A 10,443-nucleotide genomic window follows, 5' to 3' on the forward strand; every position below is an offset into this window, starting at 1 on the left:
TCATGACGGGCCGCTGGCGAATACGGAGCGCAGCATGAACGAACCTTACCTGCAGGTCATCGCGCATTTCTTCGCGAAACCCGGCAACGGCGACCGCGTGATCGAACTGCTGGCCGAACTCGCGCCGGCCACGCGCACCGAGCCGAAAAACCTCGACTATGCGTACTTCCGGTCGCCGGTCGATCCCGACCACATCGTGATCCTCGAGCGCTACAGCGATGCCGACGGCCTCGACGTTCATCGGGAAACGCCGCATTTCCAGCGGATCGGTGTCGGCGCGATCATTCCGCTGCTCGATCGCCGCGACGTGACGCGCTACATGGTGCAGCCGGACACCGGCACGGCGACGCCACCGGGAGACGCCCGATGAACCCGTTTCAATTCCGTACCGTTCCGACTCAGATCGTCGAATTCGGCGCCGCGCGCCGGCTCGGCCCGCTGTTGCGCGAACGCTTTCCGGCGCTCGCGCGGCTATGCGTCGTCACGGACGCGTTCCTGCATCGCAGCGGCGTGCTTGCGCCCGCGCTGGAGAGCCTCGCCGCGCACGGCTGGCAGGTGACCGTGATCGACGACGTGATCGCCGATCCGCCCGAGCACGTCGTGCTCGAGGCGACCGCGCGGGCGGTGGCGGCCGATGCGGAAATCGTGCTCGGCCTCGGCGGTGGTTCGTCGATGGACGTCGCGAAGCTGATCGCGGTGCTCGCGCCGGGGCGGCAGGCGCTGGCCGACATGTACGGCGTCGACAAGGTTGCAACGTCGCGGCTGCCGCTCGTGCAGATGCCGACGACGGCCGGCACCGGCTCCGAAGTGACGGCCGTGTCGATCGTCACGGTCGGCGAGGCGCGCAAGATGGGCGTCGTGTCGCCGCACTTGTTCGCGGACGTCGCGATCCTCGACGCCGAGTTGACACTCGGGCTGCCGCGCGCGGCAACGGCCGCGACGGGCATCGACGCGATGGTGCATGCGATCGAGGCCTATACGTCGTCGAGGCTCAAGAATCCGGTGTCCGACATGCTGGCCGTGCAGGGATTGACGCTGCTGTCGCGCAACCTGCTGAAGGCCTGTGACGACGGCCGCGATCGGCACGCGCGCGAAGCGATGCTGGTCGGCGCGATGTTCGCCGGCCAGGCATTCGCGAACGCGCCGGTCGCGGCCGTGCATGCGCTGGCCTATCCGGTCGGCGGCATTTTCCACGTGCCGCACGGGCTGTCGAACGCGCTCGTGCTGCCGCATGTGCTGCGCTTCAACGCACCGGCTGCCGCGCCGCTGTATGCGGAGCTCGCGGCGATCGTCGCGCCGTCGGCGAGCGGTAGCGACGAAGCGAGGACGCAGGCGCTGATCGACGAGATCGATCGCCTGATCGTCGCGACGGGCATTCCGCGCACGCTGCGCGAGGTCGGCATCGGCGAGGGCGACCTGCCGAGGATGGCGTCGGACGCGATGCTGCAGACGCGCCTGCTCGTGAACAATCCGCGCGAAGTCACGGAAGCCGATGCGCTGGCGATCTATCGGCAGGCATGGTGATGCGGCGCGTGTGACTTGCCGCGCGCGAGCGCATTGACGCAGGCCTGTGCCTGCACGACGCCGATGCCGCCGCAGGCCAGGATCGTGTCGAACATCGGACGCCAATGACTCGTCGTCCTCACCGTCCGGGTCCGCGCGTATTCGAGCTTGTTGTCTTCGCTCTGCAGCGGCAACTGCTCGTTCGCGAGGATGCACTTGACGTGGATGAACGGGTGCTCCACCAGATCGGCCTTCGTTGCGATCGGGCCGAAGCGGTCGGGACTGGCGGGGGCGGCCACCAGCACGCGGTCGACCGTGCCGGGCGGATGCGCGACGAACCGATACTCGGTATTGGTTCGGCGGCACGCGCCAAGGGCGCATGAGATCACCGATACCGTGAGCGAAAATCCGGTTCATGCAATCGACGGGAGACGACATGACGCAACGGGACGAAGCAGCGCGCACGCGATGCGTCGCGTGGCAGGTCACGCAGACCTGGCGCGCGGCGGAATGGTGCCGGCTCGTCGAGACGCGCGCGGGCATCGACCTGTCGGGCGCGGTGGCGGGCGCGATCGACGGCACGCCGTTTCGCGTCGACTATTCGATCGCGTGCGGTGCCGACTGGCTGACGCGATCGGTGCACGTGACGGTCTGGCTCGGCGCAGCGCCGGCCCGGCGATTCGCAATCGAGCGCGACGCGGGGCGCTGGACGATCGACAGTGTCGACGCGCCGGCCCTTGCGGGCGCGACCGACATCGATCTCGGCTTCAGTCCGTCGACCAATACGCTGCCGATCCGGCGTCTCGGGCTGGCGGTCGGCGCGTCGGCCGTCATCCATACGGCCTGGCTGCGATTTCCGGCGTTCGAGATCGTGCGCGGCGAGCAGCGCTATACGCGCACGGCGGAGCCCGTTTACCGCTACGAGAGCGGCACGTATGCGGCCGATATCGCCGTCGACGATGCGGGCCTCGTTACCGATTACGACGAGTGGTGGCGGACCGGCGCGACGTGTTCGCCCTGACGCGACGCAGCGTCAGCGTGCGTTGGCAACCGTCACCTTGCCGGGAATCAGCTTCAGTGCGCTGAACGCGTCGGCGATGTTCTGCTGATACGCGAGCGTCGCATCGGTGACGGGCTGCACGCCATAGCCGGTGCGCTTGAGCGCGACTTCGAGCGTCGGCGCGTCGAGGCCGACGAGCGGCGACAGTTGCGCGGCGACTTCCTGAACGTGGTCGCGTCCCCAGCGATCGACCGCGTCGACTTCGTCGAGCAGCGTGCGCAGCACCTGCGGCTGCGCGACGGCATACTTGCGCGCGGCGAGGTAGTACTGTGTGTTGCGCACGAGCCCGTCGCCGTTCGCGACCACGCGTGCGCCGAGCTGCCGTTCGGCGGCCGCCAGGTAGGGATCCCAGATCACCCACGCGTCGACGCTGCGCTGCACGAACGCGGCGCGCGCGTCGGCGGGCGTCAGATAGATCGGCTGGATGTCGGCATACGTGAGGCCCGCATGCTCCAGCGCCTTCACGAGCAGATAGTGGACGTTCGAACCCTTGTTGAACGCGACCTTCTTGCCGCGCAGCTGCGCGACGGTTCGGATCGGCGAATCGGGCAGCACGACGATCGCCTCGCCGTGCGGCGCGGGCGGTTCGTTGCCGAGATAGACGAAATCGACGCCCGCGGCCTGCGCGAAGATCGGCGGCGTCTCGCCGACCGTGCCGACGTCGATCGCGCCGGCGTTCAGCCCCTCGAGCAACTGCGGGCCGGCCGGGAACTCGAGCCATTGGACCGTCACGCCCTGGCTCGCGAGCCGCTTCTCGAGCGTGCCGCGCGCCTTGAGCACGACGAAGTTGCCGTATTTCTGGAAACCGATGCGCAGCCGCTTGTCGCTGCCCTGCGCCAGTGCAGGCGTGCCCGCGAGCGGGCCGAGCGCGAGCCCGGCCAGTCCGGCGGCCGCGCCGTGCAGCCACTGGCGGCGTCGCGGATTTGCCGGGGTCGTTTCAAGATCTGCGTACGGTGTGTCGTTCATCGAGGCGTCCTGCTGACGGGTTCACGGAAGCGCACTTGCGGCGCGACCGGCACATGACGCAGCCGGATGCGTGCGCTGCGCGCGGCCGGCCGGCCCGCGCCGGATGCACGACGATACGGCCGCGCGAATCGGCAGCCAACCAATGAATCCGCATATGCAAATCAGCGGCCGGACGATACGTGAACGACGAGGCGGCAGGGCGTCGCCGCACTCAATCGGTGCCGAGCGGGCTTTCCTCGATCGAGTCGACGCGATCAGGGTAAAACGCGAGGTGCGCGCGAATCGATTCGACGGCCGGGTTCGGATGCTCGTACGTCCACACCGCGTTGGTCGCGCGTTCGCCGCCGACGGGAATCGAGTAATACGCGCAATCGCCCTTGTACGGGCAGTACGTCGCATGGTCGGTGCGTTGCAGCAGCGCCATGTCGGCGTCCTCGCGCGGAACGTACAGCACGACCGGATAGCTGGCTTCGCGCAGCGCCAGCGCGTGGCGCGTATCGGCGACGATCTTGCCGGCCACCTTGACCACGACGCGCGATGGATGCGGTTCGATCGTGATCGGGTGATCGGGGCCCGGAGACTTCACCGGACGAGAGGGCGTATCGGGGCTGATCGACATCGTGGGTCCTCCAGGAAGGGGTGGCGCGCCGACGGGCACGCCGTGCCGCAACGTGCACGCGGGCGAATCCCCGCGCGCCGGTGCTGGCGTTGACCAGCCGATACGATGCGCCAATTCCGGAGAACCTGCAGGGGGCCGGAAGGCCGTGCGCGAATGGCGTCGCTGCATGACGCACAACGGCGGCGCATGGCAGCCGGACTCCGCCGGCATGTCCTCGACGCTCGCGCGGACATCTTCATGCAGCGGCAGCGGGATGCATCCGCTGCGATAAGCAACGCGGAATTAATTGGTAAGCGATCGGCGGGCGGCGCGCGAAGATCGGCGGTCGTCATTCGCATGACAGTCCTTTGATCGCCACCATGAAGATTCCATTCGTCTCGTTCGCCGCGCATCGTGCGCGGCCCGCATCCGTTGCGGTTGGAGCGCTGCGCGGCATGGCCGCGTCGCTGCTGCTCGCCGGCGCGGTCGCGCACGCGTTCGCGGCGCCGGCCGGCAAGACGCTCGTATTCTGCAGCGAAGGCAGCCCGGCCGGCTTCGACCCCGGCCAGCACACGACCAGCACCGATTTCGACGCGAGCACGTACACCGTCTACAACGGGCTCGTGCAGTTCAAGCGCGGCACGCTCGAGCTCGCGCCGTCGCTCGCGACGAGCTGGGACGTGTCGTCCGACCAGCGCGTCTACACGTTTCACCTGCGGCGCGGCGTGAAGTTCCAGACGACCGCGTGGTTCAAGCCGACGCGGCCGTTCCAGGCGGACGACGTCGTGTTCACGTTCCGCCGCATGCTCGACCCCGATGATCCGTTCCGCAAGGCCTATCCGGTCAGCTTCCCGTACTTCAGCGATCTCGGATTCGACCGCAACATCGAGCGCATCGAGAAAGTCGACGACGATACGGTGCGCTTCGTGCTGAAGTCGCCCGACGTCGTGTTCGTGCGCAATCTCGCGATGGCGTTCGCGTCGATTCTGTCGGCCGAATACGCGTCGCAGTTGACGGCGCGCCATCGCGAGGCCGACATCAACCAGTTCCCGGTCGGGACGGGGCCGTTCCAGCTGCGCGCGTACCAGAAGGACGCGACGATCCGTTACGACGCGAACCCCGACTACTGGAAGCCGGACGACGTGAAGCTCGCGCATCTCGTGTTCGCGATCACGCCCGATCCGGCCGTGCGGTTGCAGAAGCTCACCGCGGGCGAGTGCCAGGTGTCGGTGTTCCCGCGGCCGGCCGATCTCGAGACGGTGCGGCGTGATCCGAAGCTGACGCTGTTTTCGGGGACGGGCTTCAACGTCGGCTTCGTCGCGTACAACACGCAGCATCCGCCGCTCGATCGTGTCGACGTGCGGCGCGCGCTCGACATCGCGATCGACAAGACGGCGATCATCAAGACCGTATTCAACGGCGACGCGACGATCGCGACGAACCCGATGCCGCCCGCGCAATGGTCGTACAACCCGCGTCTGAAGGACGCGCCGCGCGATCCGGCCGCGGCGAAGGCGCTGCTCGCGCAAGCAGGATTCCCGAACGGTTTCGACCTGACGCTGTGGGCGATGCCGGTGCAGCGCCCGTACAACCCGAACGCGCAGCTGATGGCGCAACTGATCCAGCAGGATTGGGCGAGGATCGGCGTGCGCGCGAAGATCGTCAGCTACGAGTGGGGCGAGTACAACCGCCGCGCGAAACGCGACGGGCAGCACGACGCGATCCTGTACGGCTGGTCGGGCGACAACGGCGACCCCGACAACTGGCTCGGCACGCTGCTCGGCTGCGACGCGGTGCACGGCAGCAACCTCGCGAAGTGGTGCAATGCGGATTTCGAGCGGCTCGTCGGTGCGGCACGCACGAACGCGGACGTCGCGAAACGCACGTCGCTTTACGAGCAGGCCCAGGTCGTGTTCAAGAATCAGGTGCCGTTCACGCCGATCGCGACATCGATCGTGTCGCTGCCGATCTCGAAGCGCGTGCACGGGGTGACGTTCTCGCCGCTCGGCGGGCACCGGTTCGACGGTGTCTGGCTGGATTGAGGAAGGGAAGCCGGCGCGCGTGCGCCGGCTGTCGGCGCGGAGGTCGGTTCAGTGCGACCGCGGCGTGCAATATTTTCCTGATCGTGCTGGCGTGCACGAAAAGAATGCCGGGCAACGCACGCGAGAGTTTGTTCTGAATTCTCAAATGCGGAGCGCGCTGCATTTCGAAAAACTGAATAAAAATCATCGAATTGCACGGCGGCAGAAATGACCCGTCCGGGCATTAACATTCTTACTTCGAGCCGTGACCGGTCTGCCGCTCCACGAGGAAAAAGCGGTAAATGACGTGCGCGTATTTCATCGCTGACGCGCTCCGCCAATAAATGCATTCCGACGCCAAATTATTTGAATTCATCCAAAAAATTGTCTATACCCTAGACGAATTGGCGTGATCCGCATCGTGTCAATGCGGCCTTGCGACAGACGCGCGAATGTAGCGGCCAATGCCGTTGCCGTACACCGCACGTGCAGCGATCGAATGGATTGCGGGGAATGCGCACGGCCGATGCCGAGGCCGCCGCATGAGTCAAGAATGGGGGAACGCCGTGCGCACCACCCCGTGTAACACCGCGTCATTACATTCAACGGTCGATCACCGACCCCGCCACACGGAGGTTGTCATGCTGCAATACGTCAAGACCTTGCTGCGCGATGAACGTGGTGTCAGCTCGCTCGAATACGCGGTTCTGGCCGGCATCGTCGTTGTCGCACTGGCGGCGGTCGGGGTGATTCTCAGCAGCACGTCCGGCGGCTTGCCGGCCGTGTTCACCGCGCTGATCAACAAGGTCACGGCGTTGATCTGATCTCCTGAACCCGCGCGCCGTCGGCGGACACACGGATCCGCAGCGGTACGACGTATCCAGCCGGGGCGCGCCGACGGACGGCTCTCCGATGCTCTTTCTCGTACAGTCGGCGGCGACGCTCGTGCTGGCGTTGCTCGCGACGCAGGACCTGCGCGAGCGGCGCTTGTCCAATGGCGCCGTGCTGGCGTTCGCGATGCTGTATCTGATCGCGGCGGCACTCGCGCGCGACGGGCTCGCGCAACTCGCCGGTCACGTGGCGACCGCCGCGGCGATGCTGTTGCTGTTCGCCGGCCTGCGTCATGCGGGCTGGATCGGTGGCGGCGACGTGAAGCTGGCGGCGGCGGTGTTCCTGTGGGCCGGCCCGACGCTCGCGTTCCCGGTGTTGACGATCGTCGCCGCGAGCGGCGCCCTGTACGGCGTCGCTGCGCTCGCGGCCGTCGCATGGCGGCGTCACACCGCGCCGGCACGTGCGATCGCGCCGCGCGGCGTGCCGTATGGCATCGCGCTCGCGCTCGGCGGTGCGCTGGCCGTCTGGGTGCCGTTTCCTCACGCCGTTTCGCTTACCTAGGCCGGGGGACGCGCGCCGCCATGCCCAAACCCCTGAGAATGGCCGTGCTGATCATCGCCGCCGCGATCGGCGCGTTCATCCTGCGCCAGCTGTACGTCGCCGCGTCCACGCCGTCGGCGCCCGGCGAAGCGGCCGAGGTGAGCGTGCGCGTCGCTGCGGCGGACCTGCCCGAAGGGCTGCTGCTGCGCGACAACGATCTCGCGTGGAAGCGCATGCCGCGCACGCAGGTGCCGGCCGGTGCGTTCGTCGAGTCGCAACCGGGCGCGGACCTGAAAGGCGCGCTGCTGCGCAACCGTGTCGACGCCGGTGCGCCGATCCGCGCGGACAACGTGATTGCGGCCGGCGCGCCGGATTTTCTCGCGGCCGCGCTGCAGCCCGGCATGCGGGCGATCTCGGTGCCGGTCGACGACGTGTCGGGCAATGCGGGGCTGATCCAGCCGGGCGACTTCGTCGACGTGGTGCTCACGCAGGAGATCGGCGGTTCCGCGACGACGCCCGGCACGTTCGAAGCGGAGACGGTCGTGCGGCGCGCGCGCGTGCTCGCGGTCGGCTCGGAATTCCAGCGTGCGAAGACGCCCGCGAGCGCGCCGGACGTGCCGGTCCGCGCGCGCACGGTCACGCTCGAGGTCGCGCCGCGCACCGCTCAGGTCGTGCTGGTCGCGACGCGCCTCGGCTCGCTGTCGCTGGCGTTGCGCAGCTTTGCGACGAGCGATCGCCGCCAGGCGGCGGGCGGCGACGAACAGGAGCCCGATACGCCGCCGGTGTGGGCCGGCGACGTGTCGCGCGCGGCCCGCGACGCGGCGCGGGTACCGTCCGGGAGAACGGACGGCGGCGCGCGGCCGCCATCGCAGGGCAATACGGTCGTGATCTATCGCGGCTCGTCGGTCGACGACGGGTCGCGCGGCAGCGGCATCGGCACGCCGGGCTTGCCGCCGCTGCCGTCCGGTTGGCCGGGCATGCCAGCCACGCCAGGCATGCCGGTTGCGCCGGCTGCGCCTGCGGGCGGCAATGTCGCCGCGGACGCAACGGCGCAAGCGCCGCGGGCGTCCGTGCCGCAGTGACGGGATGACGATTCGGGCTGGCCGCCCGGCGGCCGGCATTTGACGGGAAGACGCATGGTGCGCATGGTTCGTTGGATCGCTTTCTGGTGCCTGGCCTGCATCGTCGCGCCGGGCGTCGCGCTTGCGCAGCGCGCGCAGGCGGCGGACGCCGGCGCGGCGTTGTCGATTGCGACCGGCAAGGGCGAGATGCTGTCGCTGCCCGAACCCGCGACCGCGATGTTCGTCGCGGACCCGAGCATCGCGGACATCCAGGTGCCGTCGCCGCGCACCGTGTTCGTGTTCGGGAAGAAGGCCGGCACCACCACGCTGATCGCGCTCGGTGCGAACCATCGACCGATCCTGCGCCGCACGGTGATCGTGCAGGTCGACACCGCGTCGCTGCAGGCGGTGCTCGACAGCCGCTTTCCGCAATTGAAGCTGTCGGTGTCCGGCGCGCCGGGCTCGCTGATGGTGTCGGGCAAGGTGCCGAGCGCAGCCGACGCGGACGCCGTGATGCAGTCGCTCACGCCTTATCTCAACGACAAGGAAAAGATCGTCAACCGGCTCACGCTGTCGCGCCCGATCCAGGTGAACCTGCGCGTGCGCGTGACCGAGGTGAGCCGCAACGTCACGCAGCAGCTCGGCATCAACTGGAGCTCGCTCGGCGCGGCCGGCAACTTCGTCGGCGGACTGTTCAACGGGCGCACGCTGATCGATCCGACGACCAAGCTGTTCAACCTGTCGCCGACCGGCGCGTATTCGATACTCGGCGGTTTCCACGCGGGGCGCTGGTCGATCGACGTCGTGCTCGATGCGCTCGACCAGGAAGGGCTGATCACGATGCTGGCGGAGCCGAATCTCACCGCGATGTCCGGGCAGACCGCGAGCTTCCTCGCCGGCGGCGAAATTCCGATTCCGGTCGCGCAGGCCGGCACCACGACCGGCGCGATCACGGTCGAGTTCAAGCCGTTCGGCGTGTCGCTCGATTTCACGCCGACCGTGCTCGCCGACAATCGGATCAGCCTGAAGGTGCGGCCGGAGGTGAGCGAAATCGATACGAGCAACAGCGTGACGACGGGCGGCGTCACGGTGCCGGGACTCTCCGTGCGACGCGTCGACACGACGGTCGAGCTGTCGAGCGGGCAGAGCTTCGCGATCGGCGGGCTGCTGCAGAGCCAGACGGCGGATACCGTGTCGCAGATCCCGGGGCTCGGCCGGCTGCCGATCATCGGCCGGCTGTTTTCGTCGAAGAACTTCCAGGACAACAAGACCGAGGTCGTCGTGATCGTGACGCCGTACATCGTGCAGCCGACGGGCCCCGGCCAGCTCGAGCAGGCGCTCGACACCGTCGCGCGGCCGAGCAGCGATCTCGAGTTCGCGATCCAGCGCAATCTCGGGATCGACCTGCTGTCGGGCGACACGCCGCGCCTCGTCGGCGCCGCGGGCTTCGTGTACTGACCGGAGGAGCGCGCATGCGAATTCGAACCATCGTCTTCGTCCTGTTGCCGCCGGCGCTGGCGGGCTGCCTGTCGGCGCCGCCGCCGATCAACCTGCCCGATGCGCGCGCGATCGGCTTCGACGGCGTGCACGCGGTGCCGCCCGACTGCGCGAAGCTGATGCAGCCGTCGCATCTCGTCGATGCGGGGTTCGGGCGGCCCGGCGTGCCGTTCGGCTGCGCGACCTACACGAATCTCGCGACAATGCTCGCGCGCCCGGAGGACCTCGTCGCGCCCGTTCCGTACGGCGGCGCGGACGCGCAAGTCGCGGCCGATGCCGTGCGCCGCTACGTCGAGGATCGCGTGAAGCAGCCCGCACCCGACAAGACGTTGACGACGACCGGCTCGCCCGGCCATTGACCCATTT

At 68.3% G+C, this 10,443-nt stretch carries 12 protein-coding genes; 9 read left to right on the forward strand and 3 right to left on the reverse strand.

Annotation, left to right across the window (positions count from 1 at the left end; genetic code table 11):
• The first annotated feature begins 34 nt into the window (after positions 1-34).
• Together LGM71_RS11785 and LGM71_RS11790 are read left to right on the forward strand one after the other, a co-directional pair.
• Positions 35-370: a putative quinol monooxygenase gene (locus LGM71_RS11785; RefSeq protein ID WP_124628409.1), complete on the forward strand. Its 336-nt coding sequence runs from the start codon at positions 35-37 to the stop codon at positions 368-370.
• A complete protein-coding gene (locus LGM71_RS11790) occupies positions 367-1,524 on the forward strand; it encodes an iron-containing alcohol dehydrogenase (protein WP_059598752.1) in 1,158 nt (385 codons plus the stop codon). The genes LGM71_RS11785 and LGM71_RS11790 overlap by 4 nt, the downstream gene beginning before the upstream one ends.
• Here the strand turns inward: LGM71_RS11790 and LGM71_RS11795 are convergent.
• Complete coding sequence (locus tag LGM71_RS11795; protein WP_226114913.1) at positions 1,506-1,808, reverse strand: hypothetical protein; 303 nt, start codon at positions 1,806-1,808, stop codon at positions 1,506-1,508. The two genes, LGM71_RS11790 and LGM71_RS11795, sit on opposite strands and share 19 nt — an antisense overlap.
• 131 nt (positions 1,809-1,939) lie before the next feature.
• On the opposite strand from LGM71_RS11795, the gene LGM71_RS11800 reads away from it, so the two are divergent.
• A complete protein-coding gene (locus LGM71_RS11800; protein WP_226114914.1) occupies positions 1,940-2,524 on the forward strand; it encodes a putative glycolipid-binding domain-containing protein in 585 nt (194 codons plus the stop codon).
• Between the two features lie 12 nt (positions 2,525-2,536).
• Here the strand turns inward: LGM71_RS11800 and LGM71_RS11805 are convergent, their stop codons facing one another.
• Both LGM71_RS11805 and LGM71_RS11810 read right to left on the reverse strand, forming a co-directional pair.
• Positions 2,537-3,529, reverse strand: a complete 993-nt coding sequence (locus LGM71_RS11805) for a sulfonate ABC transporter substrate-binding protein (protein WP_059598755.1) — start codon at positions 3,527-3,529, stop codon at positions 2,537-2,539.
• Positions 3,530-3,740: 211 nt separating this feature from the next.
• Positions 3,741-4,148, reverse strand: a complete 408-nt coding sequence (locus tag LGM71_RS11810; RefSeq protein WP_124628402.1) for a DUF427 domain-containing protein — start codon at positions 4,146-4,148, stop codon at positions 3,741-3,743.
• A gap of 359 nt (positions 4,149-4,507) precedes the next feature.
• Here LGM71_RS11810 and LGM71_RS11815 point away from each other — a divergent pair, with 359 nt between their 5' ends.
• The 6 genes from LGM71_RS11815 to LGM71_RS11840 all read left to right on the forward strand — a co-directional run bounded on the left by LGM71_RS11815 (position 4,508) and on the right by LGM71_RS11840 (position 10,436).
• A complete protein-coding gene (locus LGM71_RS11815) occupies positions 4,508-6,169 on the forward strand; it encodes an ABC transporter substrate-binding protein (RefSeq protein WP_174908221.1) in 1,662 nt (553 codons plus the stop codon).
• 620 nt (positions 6,170-6,789) lie between these two features.
• On the forward strand, positions 6,790-6,972 hold the full coding sequence (locus LGM71_RS11820) for a Flp family type IVb pilin (protein WP_044843866.1): 183 nt from the start codon (positions 6,790-6,792) through the stop codon (positions 6,970-6,972).
• A gap of 88 nt (positions 6,973-7,060) precedes the next feature.
• Positions 7,061-7,540, forward strand: coding sequence for a prepilin peptidase (locus LGM71_RS11825; RefSeq protein WP_226114915.1), 480 nt, complete (start codon positions 7,061-7,063; stop codon positions 7,538-7,540).
• Positions 7,541-7,560: 20 nt separating this feature from the next.
• The gene (cpaB, locus tag LGM71_RS11830; RefSeq protein WP_226114916.1) at positions 7,561-8,601 is read left to right on the forward strand and encodes a Flp pilus assembly protein CpaB; all 1,041 of its coding nucleotides are present in this window, start codon (positions 7,561-7,563) and stop codon (positions 8,599-8,601) included.
• A 54-nt stretch (positions 8,602-8,655) separates the two neighbouring features.
• A complete protein-coding gene (locus LGM71_RS11835) occupies positions 8,656-10,038 on the forward strand; it encodes a type II and III secretion system protein family protein (protein WP_124904530.1) in 1,383 nt (460 codons plus the stop codon).
• A 14-nt stretch (positions 10,039-10,052) separates the two neighbouring features.
• A complete protein-coding gene (locus tag LGM71_RS11840) occupies positions 10,053-10,436 on the forward strand; it encodes a CpaD family pilus assembly lipoprotein (protein ID WP_124628392.1) in 384 nt (127 codons plus the stop codon).
• Positions 10,437-10,443 lie beyond the last annotated feature (7 nt).

The sequence above is a fragment of the Burkholderia sp. AU33545 genome, assembly GCF_020419685.1.
Taxonomy (GTDB): domain Bacteria; phylum Pseudomonadota; class Gammaproteobacteria; order Burkholderiales; family Burkholderiaceae; genus Burkholderia; species Burkholderia diffusa.

What these genes read in the sequence shown, in the direction of transcription:
- cpaB (WP_226114916.1), top strand. Translation starts at nt 7,561, where the DNA reads ATGCCCAAACCCCTGAGAATGGCCGTGCTGATCATCGCCGCCGCGATC.
- LGM71_RS11840 (WP_124628392.1), top strand. Translation starts at nt 10,053, where the DNA reads ATGCGAATTCGAACCATCGTCTTCGTCCTGTTGCCGCCGGCGCTGGCG.
- LGM71_RS11800 (WP_226114914.1), top strand. Translation starts at nt 1,940, where the DNA reads ATGACGCAACGGGACGAAGCAGCGCGCACGCGATGCGTCGCGTGGCAG.
- LGM71_RS11805 (WP_059598755.1), bottom strand. Translation starts at nt 3,529, where the DNA reads ATGAACGACACACCGTACGCAGATCTTGAAACGACCCCGGCAAATCCG.
- LGM71_RS11820 (WP_044843866.1), top strand. Translation starts at nt 6,790, where the DNA reads ATGCTGCAATACGTCAAGACCTTGCTGCGCGATGAACGTGGTGTCAGC.
- LGM71_RS11825 (WP_226114915.1), top strand. Translation starts at nt 7,061, where the DNA reads ATGCTCTTTCTCGTACAGTCGGCGGCGACGCTCGTGCTGGCGTTGCTC.
- LGM71_RS11790 (WP_059598752.1), top strand. Translation starts at nt 367, where the DNA reads ATGAACCCGTTTCAATTCCGTACCGTTCCGACTCAGATCGTCGAATTC.
- LGM71_RS11835 (WP_124904530.1), top strand. Translation starts at nt 8,656, where the DNA reads ATGGTGCGCATGGTTCGTTGGATCGCTTTCTGGTGCCTGGCCTGCATC.
- LGM71_RS11815 (WP_174908221.1), top strand. Translation starts at nt 4,508, where the DNA reads ATGAAGATTCCATTCGTCTCGTTCGCCGCGCATCGTGCGCGGCCCGCA.
- LGM71_RS11785 (WP_124628409.1), top strand. Translation starts at nt 35, where the DNA reads ATGAACGAACCTTACCTGCAGGTCATCGCGCATTTCTTCGCGAAACCC.
- LGM71_RS11810 (WP_124628402.1), bottom strand. Translation starts at nt 4,148, where the DNA reads ATGTCGATCAGCCCCGATACGCCCTCTCGTCCGGTGAAGTCTCCGGGC.